Source organism: Peptacetobacter hominis, from assembly GCF_006861675.1.
In the GTDB taxonomy this organism is placed as follows: domain Bacteria; phylum Bacillota; class Clostridia; order Peptostreptococcales; family Peptostreptococcaceae; genus Peptacetobacter; species Peptacetobacter hominis.
In genome coordinates, this window is record NZ_SGJB01000010.1 from 42,369 (window position 1) to 58,166 (window position 15,798).

Annotated in this window: 14 protein-coding genes; 3 read left to right on the forward strand and 11 right to left on the reverse strand. The window is 32.6% G+C overall.

Going from position 1 to position 15,798, the window contains the following annotated elements; all coding sequences use genetic code 11:
• Positions 1-102 precede the first annotated feature (102 nt).
• The 5 genes from nifJ to EXD82_RS06545 form a co-directional block, all read right to left on the reverse strand.
• Positions 103-3,639, reverse strand: coding sequence for a pyruvate:ferredoxin (flavodoxin) oxidoreductase (gene nifJ, locus EXD82_RS06525; protein WP_142536116.1), 3,537 nt, complete (start codon positions 3,637-3,639; stop codon positions 103-105).
• 224 nt (positions 3,640-3,863) lie between these two features.
• Positions 3,864-4,430, reverse strand: coding sequence for a phosphate propanoyltransferase (gene pduL / locus EXD82_RS06530; RefSeq protein ID WP_142536117.1), 567 nt, complete (start codon positions 4,428-4,430; stop codon positions 3,864-3,866).
• A gap of 135 nt (positions 4,431-4,565) precedes the next feature.
• On the reverse strand, positions 4,566-5,651 hold the full coding sequence (aroB, locus tag EXD82_RS06535) for a 3-dehydroquinate synthase (RefSeq protein WP_174919182.1): 1,086 nt from the start codon (positions 5,649-5,651) through the stop codon (positions 4,566-4,568).
• Position 5,652: 1 nt separating this feature from the next.
• The gene (locus EXD82_RS06540) at positions 5,653-6,258 is read right to left on the reverse strand and encodes a flavodoxin family protein (RefSeq protein WP_142536119.1); all 606 of its coding nucleotides are present in this window, start codon (positions 6,256-6,258) and stop codon (positions 5,653-5,655) included.
• A 39-nt stretch (positions 6,259-6,297) separates the two neighbouring features.
• Complete coding sequence (locus EXD82_RS06545) at positions 6,298-8,079, reverse strand: PP2C family protein-serine/threonine phosphatase (protein ID WP_142536120.1); 1,782 nt, start codon at positions 8,077-8,079, stop codon at positions 6,298-6,300.
• A 131-nt stretch (positions 8,080-8,210) separates the two neighbouring features.
• Here EXD82_RS06545 and EXD82_RS06550 point away from each other — a divergent pair, with 131 nt between their 5' ends.
• Entirely contained in the window at positions 8,211-8,678 is a 468-nt protein-coding gene (locus tag EXD82_RS06550) for a hypothetical protein (protein ID WP_142536121.1), read from the forward strand.
• Positions 8,679-8,745: 67 nt separating this feature from the next.
• On the opposite strand, the gene EXD82_RS06555 is transcribed toward EXD82_RS06550, so the two are convergent.
• The 4 genes from EXD82_RS06555 to EXD82_RS06570 all read right to left on the reverse strand — a co-directional run bounded on the left by EXD82_RS06555 (position 8,746) and on the right by EXD82_RS06570 (position 12,213).
• The gene (locus tag EXD82_RS06555; protein ID WP_142536122.1) at positions 8,746-9,972 is read right to left on the reverse strand and encodes a BaiN/RdsA family NAD(P)/FAD-dependent oxidoreductase; all 1,227 of its coding nucleotides are present in this window, start codon (positions 9,970-9,972) and stop codon (positions 8,746-8,748) included.
• 12 nt (positions 9,973-9,984) lie between these two features.
• Positions 9,985-10,911 carry a phosphatase PAP2 family protein gene (locus tag EXD82_RS06560; protein WP_142536123.1) on the reverse strand — a complete coding sequence of 309 codons (927 nt, stop codon included), beginning with the start codon at positions 10,909-10,911 and terminating at the stop codon, positions 9,985-9,987.
• A gap of 70 nt (positions 10,912-10,981) precedes the next feature.
• Entirely contained in the window at positions 10,982-11,506 is a 525-nt protein-coding gene (gene hpt / locus EXD82_RS06565; RefSeq protein ID WP_142536124.1) for a hypoxanthine phosphoribosyltransferase, read from the reverse strand.
• Positions 11,507-11,646: 140 nt separating this feature from the next.
• A complete protein-coding gene (locus tag EXD82_RS06570) occupies positions 11,647-12,213 on the reverse strand; it encodes an HD domain-containing protein (protein WP_330573739.1) in 567 nt (188 codons plus the stop codon).
• 185 nt (positions 12,214-12,398) lie between these two features.
• Between EXD82_RS06570 and EXD82_RS06575 the strand changes: the two genes are divergently transcribed.
• Positions 12,399-12,656 carry a hypothetical protein gene (locus tag EXD82_RS06575; RefSeq protein WP_142536126.1) on the forward strand — a complete coding sequence of 86 codons (258 nt, stop codon included), beginning with the start codon at positions 12,399-12,401 and terminating at the stop codon, positions 12,654-12,656.
• Between the two features lie 16 nt (positions 12,657-12,672).
• Positions 12,673-13,746, forward strand: coding sequence for a pyridoxal phosphate-dependent aminotransferase (locus EXD82_RS06580; protein WP_142536127.1), 1,074 nt, complete (start codon positions 12,673-12,675; stop codon positions 13,744-13,746).
• 52 nt (positions 13,747-13,798) lie between these two features.
• Here EXD82_RS06580 and EXD82_RS06585 read toward each other — a convergent pair whose 3' ends face one another.
• Both EXD82_RS06585 and EXD82_RS06590 read right to left on the reverse strand, forming a co-directional pair.
• Positions 13,799-15,088, reverse strand: a complete 1,290-nt coding sequence (locus EXD82_RS06585) for a sensor histidine kinase (RefSeq protein ID WP_246082020.1) — start codon at positions 15,086-15,088, stop codon at positions 13,799-13,801.
• Positions 15,089-15,105: 17 nt separating this feature from the next.
• The gene (locus EXD82_RS06590; RefSeq protein ID WP_142536128.1) at positions 15,106-15,798 is read right to left on the reverse strand and encodes a winged helix-turn-helix domain-containing protein; all 693 of its coding nucleotides are present in this window, start codon (positions 15,796-15,798) and stop codon (positions 15,106-15,108) included.

Consider the following 15,798-nt stretch of genomic DNA (forward strand, 5'->3'; position numbering starts at 1 on the left):
CTTTCACTTTAATATAAAATCTCTGTTTATGATATATTGTATTTTCCATAAAAAAAGAGCCACAGTAAATCTGTGACTCTTTTATGCTTATATATTCAGCTATTATACTAATCTTTTGTAAGACTCGTATCTTTCTTTAGCGTTCTGTTCTGCCTGAGCGAATAACTCTTCAGCTTCTTCTGGGAACTGTTTAGCTATTGCTGAGTATCTAGTCTGTTTCATTATGAAATCTCTGAAAGATTCAGTTGGCTCTTTTGAATCAAGTGAGAATGGGTTCTTACCTTCTTCTTTAAGCTCTGGATTGAATCTGTATAAATGCCAGTATCCACAATCAACAGCCTGTTTTTCGTTAGCTATAGTTCTTCCCATACCTTCTCTTAAACCATGGTTTATACATGGAGCATAGCATATGATTAGAGATGGTCCGTGATGAGCTTCAGCTTCTGTTATAGCTTTCATGAACTGGTTCTTATCAGCACCTATAGCAACCTGAGCTACATATACGTTTCCGTAAGACATAGCCATCATACCAAGGTCTTTCTTTCTAGATCTCTTACCAGCAGCAGCGAATTTAGCCATAGCAGCAACTGGAGTAGCTTTAGAAGCCTGTCCACCAGTGTTAGAGTAAACTTCTGTATCGAATACAAGTACGTTTACATCTTCACCCTGAGCAAGAACGTGGTCTAATCCACCGTAACCGATGTCATAAGCCCAACCGTCTCCACCAAGTATCCACTGAGATCTCTTAGCTAAGAAGTCTTCTCTATCTTTTATATTCTTAACAGCAGCTGCAACTTCTTCATCAGCCATGCAAGATTCGCACATTCCGTTTACTAATGCAGCAACCTTAGCTGAAGCTTCTTTGTTTGCAACACCGTCTTCTTTAGTTTCTAACCAAGCGTTTAATACCGCTTTTGATTCTTCATCATGAGCTTTTTCAGCAAGAACTTTTATGTCTTCTGCTAATTTAGCTCTCATCTGGTTAACAGCTATATGCATACCAAATCCGTACTCTGCGTTGTCCTCGAATAATGAGTTTGCCCAAGATGGACCTTTACCTTCGTGGTTGCAAGTGTAAGGAGTTGATGGTGCAGATCCTCCCCATATAGAAGAACATCCTGTAGCATTTGCTATCATCATTCTGTCACCAAATAACTGAGTTATAACTTTTATGTATGGAGTTTCTCCACATCCTGCACATGCACCTGAGAACTCTATAAGTGGCTGTCTGAACTGAGAACCTTTTACAGTGTTAACGTTCATTATATCACCTTTTGGAGCTACTTTAGTAGTATCAACTGCATATTCCCAGTTAGCTATTTCAGCATCCTGAGTTCCAAGAGGAAGCATTTCTAAAGCTTTGTTAGGAGCTGGACATATGTCAGCACAGTTTCCACATCCTGTACAGTCAAGTGGAGATACCTGCATTCTGTACTGTAATCCTTCGAATCCTTTACCTATAGCTTTCTTAGCTGCAAATCCTTCTGGAGCATTCTGTAATTCTTCTTCAGTTACAAGAACTGGTCTTATACAAGCGTGTGGACATACAAATGCACACTGGTTACACTGTATACAGTTGTCAACTTTCCATTCAGGAACGTCTACTGCTATACCACGTTTTTCGTAAGCTGCAGTACCACATGGGAATGTTCCGTCTGGATATTCTTCAAATGTACTTACAGGTAGGTCATTACCTTTCTGTGCAGTCATTGGTCTTAATATGTTTTTGATGAATGCTGGTTCGCATACTTCTTCTTTTTCTGCGTCAACAGCAGTTTTCCAAGATTCTGGAACTTCAACTTTAACTAATGCATTTATACCTGCATCAACAGCCTGGAAGTTCATGTCAAGAACTTTCTGTCCTTTTTTACCGTAAGATTTAACTATTGATTCTTTTAAGTGTTCAACAGCTTCATCTAGAGGTATTATTTCAGCTAGTTTGAAGAAAGCAGCCTGCATTATCATGTTTATTCTGTTTCCAAGACCTATTTCTTTTCCTAACTGTACAGCGTTAACTGTATAGAAGTTTATATCATTATTAGCTATATACTGTTTCATTGAAGCTGGAAGATTTTCTTCTAATCCTTCCTGATCCCATATAGTGTTAAGTACGAATGTACCACCTTTTTTAAGTCCTTTTAATAGGTCATACTGATGTACATATGACTGGTTGTGACATGCTATATAGTCAGCTTCGTCTATTAAGTAAGTTGATCTGATTGGAGTATCACCAAATCTTAAGTGAGACATAGTTATACCACCAGATTTTTTAGAGTCATAATCGAAGTAAGCCTGAGCGTATTTGTCAGTGTTATCTCCTATTATTTTTATAGCCTGTTTGTTTGCACCAACAGTACCATCTGATCCAAGACCCCAGAATTTACATCTTACAGTACCTTTTGAAGTTATTCTGAAATCGTCAGCAACTTCTAGAGATGTATTAGTTACATCGTCTACTATACCTACTGTAAACTGGTTCTTTGGACATTCTGAAGTAAGATTGTCGTAAACAGCTTTTAACTGAGCTGGAGTAGTGTCTTTTGATCCTAATCCATATCTTCCACCTATTATCATAGGAGCATTTTCTTTTCCGTAGTATATATCTCTTACGTCTAAGTATAGAGGATCTCCAGTTGCACCTGGCTCTTTAGTTCTGTCTAATACACATATTCTTTCTACTGTAGAAGGCATTGCTTTTAAGAAATGCTCTGTAGAGAAAGGTCTGTATAGATGAACTTTAACACATCCGTATTTTCCACCTTCAGCGTTTAATTTATCTATAGTTTCTTCTAGTGCTTCAGTAACTGAACCCATAGCAACTACTACATATTTAGCATCTTCTGCTCCATAGTAATCAAATAGGCTGTGTTTTCTTCCTGTTATAGCACTTACCTTTTCCATATATTTTTCTACTATACCAACCATGTTGTTGTAGTATTTGTTTGATACTTCTCTTGTCTGGAAGTATATATCAGGGTTCTGAGCAGTACCTCTAGTTACAGGATGGTTTGGAGATAAAGCTTTATCTCTGAATGCCTGAACTGCTTCCATATTTAATAATGAAGCGTAGTCTTCATTTTCAAGTAATTCAACTTTCTGTATTTCGTGAGAAGTTCTGAATCCATCGAAGAAATGAACGAATGGAAGACTTCCTTCTATTGCTGCAAGATGAGCTACTGGAGCTATATCTGCAACTTCCTGTACAGAACCTGAAGCAAGTAAACAGCATCCAGTCTGTCTAGCTGCCATAACGTCCTGATGGTCACCGAATATTGATAATGCCTGAGATGCTAAAGCACGAGCAGATACGTGGAATACTCCTGGAAGTAATTCCCCTGCAACTTTATACATATTAGGTATCATTAATAATAATCCCTGAGATGCTGTAAATGTAGATGTTAAAGCACCTGCCTGTAATGAACCGTGGAATGCACCAGCTGCACCAGCTTCTGACTGCATTTCAACTACATTAACTTTCTGACCGAATACATTTTTTCTTCCCTGAGAAGCCCACTCATCAACTAATTCAGCCATTGTTGATGATGGTGTTATTGGGTATATAGCTGCAACATCTGTAAATGCATAGGCAACATGAGCTGCGGCAGTATTCCCATCAACAGTTTTCATAAATTTTGCCATGATTAAAATATCCTCCTTGATAGTTTCAATAAGGCTTGTCTTCTAAAGGCAAGTCTATCTCTGACTTATATATCATATGCAGTTCTTTTTATTCCACTGCATATTTTACAGTATATAAATTTTTACTTCCTTACTATAATACTACAAAACATTCTAAAATCCAACCATTTTTTCAGAATATTTAATATCGTATACAATGTTCGTTATTAATTTAATTATTTAAATTATTCAGCTATAAGTTCAACTAAATCTCCATTTTTAACGCCTGCTGCATTTCCTTCTTCCATGTCAACATGCATTTCTAATTTGAAGCTGTCTTTTGCTCTTACTAGAACATTTTCAAATATAAGACCTCTTGGTCCTTCTGTTCTTACTTTTACTATGTCTTTATCTTTTACTCCGAACTTAGCAGCGTCTTCATTGCTCATGTGTATATGTCTTGAAGCAACTATTACACCTTTTTCAAGTTCAACTTCACCTGCAGGTCCTACAAGTTTAAGTCCTGGAGTTCCTTCTATATCTCCTGACTCTCTGATTGGAGCTTTTATTCCTAGAGGGAAACAGTCTGCTAAAGATACTTCAACCTGAGTTTCTGGTCTAGCTGGTCCAAGTACTCTAACTGTCATTTTTCCTTTAGGTCCTACTATATCTACTTTTTCCTCACATGCATACTGTCCTGGCTGAGAAAGATCTTTGAATTTTACAAGTTCATGACCTTTTCCAAATAGGGCATCTATATGCTCCTGTGATAAATGTATATGTTTGTTTGATAATGCTATTGGTAATTTCATTTTAAACCTCCCACTGTATATACTTCATAATACATTATACAAAATATCTCTTTTAAAATCAAATCATCTATTTCGGATTTATGTTTTTTTCTCAGATTTTTTCTTCAGTATTTAAAGCCATTTTTATATTAAAATTTATTTATATATATTTTTTTCTATAGTTTGTTTTATATCAGAATTGCAATTAAGATCTATTTCAAACTGTCCTACACTGTATTCTCCACATGGCAGAATAAACATATTCTTTCCAAAGCTGCTTTTTTTATCTCTTTTTATAAGTTTTTCAATCTCATCATAGGAAGAATCTATATTTATATCTTCTATATCAAATTTTCTTATTGTAGCATAGAATTTATCCGCATATTCTTTTTTTATGTATCCTTTCAGCAATGAATACTCAAACGCCATTTTCATTCCATATATGACAGCTTCACCATGACTTATTCCAGCCAGCAACTCTATCGCATGTCCAAATGTATGACCAAAATTAAGTATTTTTCTAAGTCCACATTCACATTCGTCAGATTTCACTATTCCTGCTTTAAACTCAGAACAGTTCCATATAATCTGAAACAGCACTTCCTCATCTGAATTAATTATCCTGTCAGAGTTTTCCATTATATAATCCATAAGTTTCCCGTCATCATCCATTATTGCAGAATATTTTATTACTTCACCTATTCCGCTTATCATTTCTCTTTTCGGAAGAGTTTTTAGAACCTCTGTGTTTATATATGTAAACAATGGCTGTTTAAATGCTCCTATTGTATTCTTGTGAGTTGATGTATCTATTCCCGTTTTTCCACCTATCGAAGCATCCACCTGTGCAAGAAGAGTTGTCGGTAAATTTATATAATCAATACCTCTCATATATGTAGCTGCTGCAAATCCTGATATATCAGTGCAGACTCCTCCTCCAAATGCTATAACAAGTGATTTTCTGGTCATATTTGCCTCTGAAAATGAATTTATCAGCTTTTCATACTGTATTATATTCTTATTTTCTTCTCCTGGTTTTATCAGTGTAACCTCATAATTTAAGTTATATTTATCCATTGATTTTTTCAGAAAATCAAAACACTTGGGGTAGATATTTGAATCAGTAACAATCATAAATTTATCATATCTTTCTTCTTTTTTTAACTCATTAAGAAGAACTGCAAACATATCATAGTTTCTGTCTATAAACACTCTGCAAATTTCATTTCCTGCATCCACCATATTATTCATCTCCCCTCTTAAGTTTTTCTATTTGTTCGGCATAGTTTTCTGCCTCAGACAAAAGCTTCTTCCTGAAATCTTCATTTTCTAAATATCCTATCCTGTCACTGGATGTCATTTTTATATTTGAAGACGATCTTGAATTTATACTTCTAAAGAAAAAATCCATAGTTATATCATACCCACCAAACTGCGTATCATAACTATCTGCTCCACCTACTGCTATATTCATTCCAATTCTCTTCTTATTTCTGGCTATTATAGAATTTTTCAGTATAAATTTACTGCAGTAAACAGCCTGTATTCTATCTATTAGAGTTTTCATTTTTGCTGATACAGAATCAAAATAGACCGGACATACGACTACTGTTCCATATGATTTATCAAACATTTCGTACATAGGTGTCATATCATCTTTTATTCTGCATTTACCTGTTTTCTCACAGTATCCACAGGCATCGCAGTATTCAATATTCATATCATATATATCAAATCTGGTTGCCAATATTCCTCTTTTTTTAAGTATTTTTTCTATATCCTCTGATATATTTCTGCAATTTCCCGATTTTCTAGGACTTGCATTAATAATAATTATTTCCGGATTCATAATATTTCTCCTTTTTAAATAAATATTTAAACTGTATATTTATCTGTTTCTGAGATTTTTTTTCATCATGACAAGCATTATGTCATCTGAATACTCTTCTTTACCCGAATAAACCTTAAGTTCCTGCATAAGTTTTTCAATTATAAAATGCTGGCTGTAATTATGGTTTTCAGATAGTATTTTTTCAACTCTTTCAAGTCCGAATTCTTCTCTGTTTTTATTCTTGACCTCTATTATACCGTCTGTAAAAATACATATCATTGAATATTTATCTGCATCGATTGTATATTCTGTATATTCGGCATCTTCTATAACACCTATAGGTATACCTTTTCTACATCCTATATCAGTCTCTATTTCTGAATCGTGTCCTATCGCAATAGGGCAGTAATGTCCTGCATTTGAAACAGTCAGCGTGTTTTCTACTGTATCAAAAACTGATATTATACCTGTTGCAAAAACTTCCATCTTATCAAATTCATCAAAAAGCATCTGGTTTAAACATTCCATAATCTTCTGAGGACTTCTATACTGTCTGCACAATATTTTAAATGCTCCCTTCAGAAGCGCCACCATGTAGTTTGATACTATACCATGTCCCATGACATCTGCTACTATATATGTAATATATCTATCATCAACTTTTACAGCATCGTAGAAATCCCCCCCGACAACTTTTGCCGGTCTATGATAACAGTAAAGCTCTTTTTTGCTGTTGCAGATCATATTTGCATCGTCCATTATAAGTTTCTGCTGCTTATTCAGAACTGCAAGCTCATTCTGCAGAACTTCATTTTTTATTTCATTCTGGTTATACTCATATATTTGAGTCCCAACTATTATCTGATTTGAAACTATAGAAAGTATATTTAAATCATCATTTGTATATTTTGAGGCATTTGCACATATAACAAATCCCTCATTTGATTCGCCGTCTGCAATCCTGCAGTATATGTAACTATCTATTTTTGATCCATTATCCAGAACTATCCCTGCATTATTTACATATCCTGAATATTTACCGGACTCAAGTATTTTCTTTCTTAAAAAGTAAAGATTACTCTTCTTCTTATTACTTGTGTTATAGCAGTCTATAATTCTACCACTCTTTGTAGAACTATCCAGAATTATTATAGATTCACTACTTTCTGTAAGTTCCGCTGCAAGTTTTGTAAGTGAACCCAGGTAATTATCCTCATTTTTATCTACATAAAGTCTTTTTGTTGCAGTGTTTATAGATACAACACCCTGTCTCAACTTATTTACCAGTTTCTGAACAGATTTATTTTTTCTTGTTATTTCTATTGAAAGTGCCATGAGAGAAGCTACAGAAGATATAAAATCTATATCATCTTCTTCTATCTCCTCTTCTTCTGTCATGAAAACTGTCATAAATCCTACAACCTTATCTTTAATAACAAAAGGAAAGACTGCTCTTTTTATATATCCTTCTTTTTCCGCTACTTCTTTTTCTTTTTCCGCTGATTTTTCATCAAATACATTTTTTACATACACAACTTTTTTCTCTCTGACTGCATCATGTATATAATCAGGATACATTGAAAAATCTATTTTCGTTCCTTCTGGACCTTTTGACTCCGGAAAGACTGTAGGAATATATTTAAGTGTATTTGAACATACAAGATATGCATGGGTATAATCGTTGTTATAAAATATATTTACACATGCTTTGGCAGGATGAACAACCTCAAGCATTTTGTCTATTACTGTATCTTTTATATTAAAAAAATTATTTGATTTCGTTACTATTGAAGATATCTCGACAAGATTCTTCATTCTCTTTATTTTTATATCAGTCATATGTTTCTCCTTCAATACTTAATTTCTATACTGCAATTATATATCAATTAAACCTGCTGTTCAACCGAGTGTATACAGCTTGATTTTTTGTCAGAATTATTTTACAATATATTAAAAGGATGTGATAAACAGTGCTGATAGAAGAACTTTCTCTTGAGACTAGAAGCAAGATCTATACTCTTACAAAGAAGGTTTTGAGAAAATATCAGAAGGGAATCATCTCTGGAAAGCTGACATCTGAAAAATTTGTTAACAATATCTTATGTGATGTTCAGATTCACGAAGTTCTATCTTCAGATATAATCGAGGAAATCGATTTTATAGAATCTTACCATCGATATGTGGACAAACTTATATCTATACAGAATGAATCTTTGTTAAACGGAAGAAAGAAAAATTATTCTGGAGCAAAGGAAAAAGTCGATGTATCGAAAGTTATAAAACTTAGACATCTGCTTGATGATACCGGGTATGCCTTATCTATACCAAGCCAGTATCTATCGGCAAGAGATATTGATAACATCTCAAAATTTATAACAACAGGAGATATTGATCTTGGAAACGAGAATATTTACAACTATGTTCACAAAAAACACTAAAAAATAAAAAAGCTGTATCATACTTAAATGTACAATACAGCTTTTTTATTTTTATATTCTATTTTTATTATGCATTCATACCCGCAAGATATCCTGTCGAAAATGCAATCTGAAGATTAAATCCTCCTGTATATGCATCCACATCTATTATCTCTCCCGCAAAGAAAAGACCCTGTACAATTTTTGATTCCATTGTACTTGAATTTATCTCTGATGTTTTTATTCCTCCTGAAGTTACAATTGCCTCTTCTATTGGTCTGTATCTTTTAACTGTAAGAGTCATATTTTTTATTGCTTTTACAAGATTTTTTCTTTCTTCTCTTGTTATTGAATTTACCATGGTTTTTGGATTTATACCACTCAATTCAACAATAATAGGTATAAGCTTTGAAGGAAGTAAATCCTTTAGCGACTCGGAAAATCTTTTGTTTATATACTTTTGAAAATCTCTTTGAATTCTTTTATCAAGCTTTTCATCATTTAATGCAGGCTTTAAATCGAGATTTATCTTGTAACTCTCTTTTGAAATATCTTTCATTATACAACTTGCCGATTTTATTACCGGTCCATCTATACCATAATCATGAAATTCCATTTCACCAAAATCCTCATAAATTTTCTTGTTTCTTTTATCATATACCGATATTGATATATTTCTCAGATTAAGTCCAGAAAGTCTTTCCGAGTAATTCTCAATAATTTCCATTCCTACAAGAGATGGTTTTATATCAACAATAGTATGTCCCAGTTTCTTGGCTATTTTATATCCGTCTCCTGTCGATCCAGTTCTTTTGTAGCTTGCACCACCTGTAGCCAGTATTACTGAATCAGCATGTATTTCTTTTCCATTTTTAAGTACAACCGATTTTACATGGTTATCTTTTGTTTTTATTTCCTTTACAGATGTATCTGTCATTAATTTAATATTTTTGTGATTTATCATCCTGTACATGGCATCAACAACATCCATGGCTCTGTCACTCTCAGGAAAAACTCTGTTTCCTCTCTCTACCTTTAATTTTACACCATATCTTTCAAATATATCCATAACATCTGTATTGGTAAATGTATAAAATGAGCTGTATAAAAATCTGTTATTTGTAGTAACATTTTCTATAAGTTCTTCAATTTCACATGCATTTGTTAAATTGCATCTTCCTTTACCTGTTATAAGAAGTTTTCTTCCAACTCTATTGTTTTTTTCTATTATTGTTACAAAATTTCCATTTTCAGCGGCCGAATACGCTGCCATCATACCAGCAGGACCGGCACCTATTACAACAATATTTTTCATTTTTTCCTCCACCTATATTCCCATTTTCACGAATATCGCAGGAACTACAGCGGTTCCCCAGAAAACAGTTATCATGTATCTTATAAAATATACCATATTTTTTATAAATTCTGATTCACTATGAACAACCGGTGCCGAAATATATTTCAATCCTATATATACTGCTCCAAGGCTTACAATACCTATTATGTATCTTTTTATATAGTTTCCAATATCTGATTTTGGATTGTATCCTTTTGTTTTTCTTTTTTCTTCAATAGTTTTAAATCCAATAAACTTTGTTTCAACAATATAGCCCATGGTTGCGCCAAAAGAGGCTCCGAATATTCTCGTATATTCTGTCCCTTTATTTAAAGCAAGTCCAATTACCATAACAATTATAACAATATATAAAATATTGAAATTATGTTTTTTCTCAGAAGAATCTATTATACTTATAGATATTGCTGAACCTATCAATCCAAAAATTGCACCCGCTATTACATCTGTTGGCCAATGTACACCGAGATATAACCTTGATAAAGCCACTGCTATCGTCATAACAAAGGCTACAGCATAGATCCATTTTTTTCTTATGCAGATTGCAAGAGATGACCATAAAGACGATGCATTCTGCGTATGCCCGCTTGGAAAAGAATACCCTGTAGCTGTCCTCTCTCTAATCGATTCTATTCCATACTTTCCAATAGGTCTCTCTATTCTAAAAAAATCCTTTACAAAAACGTTCATTGCCATGTTTAAAAGTAATGAATATATTAATCTTATACCATACCTTTTACTTATACACCAGTAAAGAACTGTCGATATCAAAACTGCTAATATTCCTTCAGCAGTTATTGTTATCGGAATAAAAACACCATTTAAAAAAGGCGTTCTTATAGACTGAAAAAACAGTAATATCTGTGCCTGCTGAAGTTCTATAGCTGAAAAAATATTCATATTTATCCTCCATCCAAAACTCAAATATAGCCTGCTTTTAAAGCAGGCTATTACATTTTTTATTTATAATTTATACGTCTTCAACTATACCTATATATGGAAGATTTCTGTATTTTTCAGCATAATCTATTCCATATCCAACTATAAATTTATCTTCTATTTCAAATCCTATATAATCCACATCAACCTCTGTAACTCTTCTACTTGGCTTATCAAGAAGAGTACAAAGTTTTAGGCTCTTAGGCTCTCTTATTTTCAGTTCCTTTACAAGATTTGATAATGTTCTTCCTGAATCTATTATATCTTCTACTATAAGAACATTTTTTCCATGTATATCAGTATCAAGATCTTTCAGTATTTTTACTGTACCAGAAGATTCTGTTCCACTTCCATAACTTGATACACTCATAAAATCAATTCTTACATCAAGGTCTATTTCTCTTATAAGGTCACATGTAAACATATTTGCACCTTTTAAAATACCTACAACTAGAATTTCTTCTCCTTTGTAGTCGTTTTCAATCTGTTTTCCAAGCTCTTTTACTCTGTTTCTGATTTCTTCTGCAGAAAACATTTTGCCTGTTATTTTATACATAAAAACTCTCCTTATCCACTTGATTATTTAATATATTTTATATCTATTTAATGATTATACTCTAAAATCACATTTATTTTCAACTCTTTAGACATATATAATCCTATAATATATAAAAAAGAGCGCAAAAGCGCTCTTTTTTATATATCCATTTTATCTGTAAGAGATTTCATTGCATCTATAGTTCTCTGCATAAGTTCATCAAGTTCCCATCCAAGATTTTCAGCACCCTGTCTTATAGTATCTCTTGAACATCCTGCTGCAAATTTAGGAGTTTTGAATTTTTTCTTCACTGATTTAAGTTCAAGATCTGATACACTCTTTGATGGTCTCATTATCGCAACAGCTCCTATAAGACCTGTTAATTCGTCTGTAGCAAAAAGGATTTTTTCCATTATATGTTCTGGTGCTGTATTTGCTCCTTCACATATACCATATGCATGACTTATTACACCATGTATTATATCTTCATCTATATCATTTTCCTTCAGTATATCAACTGCTTTTACACAGTGTTCCTCAGGATACAGCTCAAAGTCTATATCATGAAGAAGTCCGACAACCGCCCAGAACTCCTCATTTTCCGGATCATATTCTTTTGCAAAATATCTCATTACTCCTGATACAACTTCCGCATGTCTTATATGGAAGTCTTCTTTATTGTACTTTTTAAGTATTTCAAATGCCTGTTCATATGAAGGTCTCATCTGCATCCCCTCTTTTCATATATTTATTCTTTTTGGTTGACCTTATGTTCTTATATTACTATATATTTTTTGATTAATCAATGTTTTTATAATTTTCTGATTTATTTTTAATATTCATCGCACTTAATTTATATTTTCTTTGTGTTATAATATTGATATCTAAAAAATATAGAGAGGTGTATATTATGAATGAAATATATAGAGCTATCGAGGAAAAAATAAAAGCTTCTGGATATAGCGGTACTTTTACAGGCGAAGAAGTATATAATGATATATGTGATGAAATAGAAGACAAGGAAAATGGAACATATCTTCTTCTTTCAAAGAAGGAAAATGGTGATACTTTTACATATAATGTATCAATTTTTGACGATGATTTTAATCTTTCTATTCTTAAAATAAATAGTGGAGAAGATGAATTCATAATAAATTTTGATGAGTAATACAAGGAGGCAAACAATGAGCGTTAATCATGGGGCAAATCTGTATCAGCTTTCACAGAAGTACGGATTTTCTAAAGATGAGTTTATGGACTTCAGTTCAAATATAAATCCTTTTGGTTCTTCTGAAAAGGCAAGAAATTATATATCTGAGCATATGGATATGGTTTCAATGTATCCAGATCCTGAATACATAGAATTAAAACAGTCAATTTCAAAGTATTGTGGATGCAACGAGGATAATATTATCCTTGGAAGTGGAGCAACTGAACTTATATCATCTTTTATTGAAACAGTAAATCCAGAATCTGCTCTTCTTTTATCTCCTGCATACTCAGAGTATGAAAAAGAACTTAAGAAAATTAATTGTTCTATAGACAGATATTATGCCAAAGAAGAGAATAATTTTAAAGTAGATGCAGACGATTTAATAAATAGAGTTAATTCAATGAATCATTCACTGATAGTAATATGTAATCCATGTAATCCTACAGGATTTGCATTTACATCTTCAGAAATAAAACATATTTCAGAATCTACAAATGCATGGATAATGGTAGATGAAACATATGTAGAATTTGCGGATAAATCAATCTTTTCTTCCGCGTCAGTTACTGATTCATGCAATAGACTTTTTGTTATACGAGGAACATCCAAATTTTTCTCTACGCCAGGCATCAGACTTGGATATGGACTTTCATCAGATTCCGGTATAAAATATTCGATACTTAAACATATAGATCTTTGGAATATAAATATAATTGCTTCAAAAATGGGAGAAATTATGTTTGTAGATGATGAATTTATTGATTCAACTGTAAAACATATGTCTTCTGAAAGAGACTATTTATTTTCTGCACTTTCATCTATAGAATCTGTAAAAATTTATCCTTCTTATGGAAATTTCATACTTTGCAGGATAAAAGATAAATCAATGACTGCTGCAGAACTTAGAGAAAAACTTATTCCTCACAAAATTATAATCAGAGACTGTAATTCATTTGACGGTCTTGACGAATATTATTTCAGAGTATGTATACTCAAACCAGAGGAAAACAGGCTTCTTATAAAACAGCTTTCTGAAATACTATAAAACTTTAGAATAAAAAAAGAGAAGATAGATTATCTTCTCTTTTTTTATCAAATTATAATTTTCTTTCTATAGGAAGTTTAACTGTAAATGTTGAACCTTCATTAACCTTACTTTCAACATTTATAGTTCCCTGAAGATGAATTACTATATGTTTAACTATAGCAAGTCCAAGCCCTGTTCCTCCTATTTCTCGACTTCTTGCCTTATCTACCCTGTAGAAACGTTCAAAAATTCTATCTATATCTTCTTCTGGTATTCCCATTCCATTATCTTTGACCTTTATGACAATATTTCCACCATCCTTGAATATAGATACATTAACTTTTCCATCCGATGGAGTATATTTTACTGCATTATCGACAAGGTTAAGCATTATTTGTTTTATATAATCTCTATTTGCAGATATTGAAATATCATCACTACTGCATTCACAGAATATAGATATATTTTTTGTATCAGCATTATTTTTGACCATAGCCTCAACTCTTTTGTATACATCATATATATTTACGACTTCTTCATTTGAGCTCTGCTCTTCATTCTCAATAAATGAAAGTGTAAGTATATCATTTATAAGTCTTCTAAGTCTATTGGCTTCTCCATCAATTATATCAAGAAATCTTTTTCTTGTTTCAGGCTCCATATCTTCATTCATTTTAAGAGTTTCCGCAAATCCACTTATAGATGTCAGTGGTGTTTTAAGTTCATGACTTACATTGGCCACAAAATCACTTCTCATATTTTCAAGCCTTACTCTCTCTGTTATATCTTCTATATTAACTATAGATCCTATTATTATACTTTTATTGTTCTGAAGATAAACAGGATCCAGTTTTATGCTGCAGAATCTATATCCTTCCAGCTTTATTTCTTTTTTCTTGTGTTCTTTTGAACCCATAAATTTTATTATCTGTTTCAGAATTTTTTCATTCTTTACAGCAAAATTTATATTTCTGCCCTCTACCTTTACATCATCCGGGCATTCTATTATTCTCTTTGCCTCATTATTGATAAGAAGTATATTCCCTTCAACATCTATAGCTATTATACCATGTGATATACTTTTCAGTATCGATCTTAGCTGCATATTTTTGTATTCGACTTCTTCAAATGTTTTATATTTGTCCTTAAGCATTTTATTGTAGTTTCTGGCAAATTCACCCATGTCTCCATTTGCATGCATGTGTACTCTGGCATGCATTTCATTGTTGCTGGCTCTTTTTGACACATCTACAAATTCTTTAAAATATTTTCTAAGATTAATTGCATATCTCGCAGATATAATAGCCACTATTACAGCAATCAGAGTTATTATCATCTCTAAATCAAAAACTTTTTCCAAGTATATTCCCCCTGATTTTATAAGTCTATTTTGTATCCTACACCTCTTATAGTTTCAATATATTTATCATGCGCTCCGGCTTCTTCTAGTTTCTTTCTCAAATATCTTATATGAACATCCACAGTTCTGGTTTCTCCGTAATATTCATATCCCCATATTTCATCAAGAAGGAAATTTCTTGAAAGAACCTTTCCTTTATTCTGAAGAAGCAATCTTAAAAGTTCAAATTCTTTTAGTGTAAGATCCACTTTTGAGTCATCAAGTGTAACTTCATGTTTAGAAAGGTTAAGCTTTAACTTTCCTGCAGAAAGTATCTCTCCTTCACCTTTTGAAAGAATACTATATCTTCTCATTACAGATGTTATCCTTGCAAGAAGCTCCTTTATGCTGAATGGTTTTGTTATATAGTCATCTGCACCGACTTCAAGACCTTCAACTTTATCACTTTCCATGTTTTTAGCAGTAAGCATTATAACAGGTATATTTCTCATATCTGAATCCTGTCTTAATTTTTTCAGTACTTCTATTCCACTTATATTAGGAAGCATCCAGTCCAGAAGTATAAGATCCGGTTTTTCTTCCTTTGCCTTTATAAAACCATCAAATCCATCATATGAGCACAATGCTTCATATCCAGCAGTTTCAAGATTGAACTTTAGAAGCTCAACTATATGCACCTCATCATCTATTATAAGAACTTTTTCTTTCAT

Bases quoted from the DNA above. Each gene is read 5' to 3' on its own strand.
- nifJ (WP_142536116.1), bottom strand. From the start codon at position 3,639: ATGGCAAAATTTATGAAAACTGTTGATGGGAATACTGCCGCAGCTCAT.
- pduL (WP_142536117.1), bottom strand. From the start codon at position 4,430: ATGAAATTACCAATAGCATTATCAAACAAACATATACATTTATCACAG.
- aroB (WP_174919182.1), bottom strand. From the start codon at position 5,651: ATGGTGGATGCAGGAAATGAAATTTGCAGAGTGTTTATAGACAGAAAC.
- EXD82_RS06540 (WP_142536119.1), bottom strand. From the start codon at position 6,258: ATGAATCCGGAAATAATTATTATTAATGCAAGTCCTAGAAAATCGGGA.
- EXD82_RS06545 (WP_142536120.1), bottom strand. From the start codon at position 8,079: ATGACTGATATAAAAATAAAGAGAATGAAGAATCTTGTCGAGATATCT.
- EXD82_RS06555 (WP_142536122.1), bottom strand. From the start codon at position 9,972: ATGAAAAATATTGTTGTAATAGGTGCCGGTCCTGCTGGTATGATGGCA.
- EXD82_RS06560 (WP_142536123.1), bottom strand. From the start codon at position 10,911: ATGAATATTTTTTCAGCTATAGAACTTCAGCAGGCACAGATATTACTG.
- hpt (WP_142536124.1), bottom strand. From the start codon at position 11,506: ATGTATAAAATAACAGGCAAAATGTTTTCTGCAGAAGAAATCAGAAAC.
- EXD82_RS06570 (WP_330573739.1), bottom strand. From the start codon at position 12,213: ATGAGACCTTCATATGAACAGGCATTTGAAATACTTAAAAAGTACAAT.
- EXD82_RS06575 (WP_142536126.1), top strand. From the start codon at position 12,399: ATGAATGAAATATATAGAGCTATCGAGGAAAAAATAAAAGCTTCTGGA.
- EXD82_RS06580 (WP_142536127.1), top strand. From the start codon at position 12,673: ATGAGCGTTAATCATGGGGCAAATCTGTATCAGCTTTCACAGAAGTAC.
- EXD82_RS06590 (WP_142536128.1), bottom strand. From the start codon at position 15,798: ATGAAAGAAAAAGTTCTTATAATAGATGATGAGGTGCATATAGTTGAG.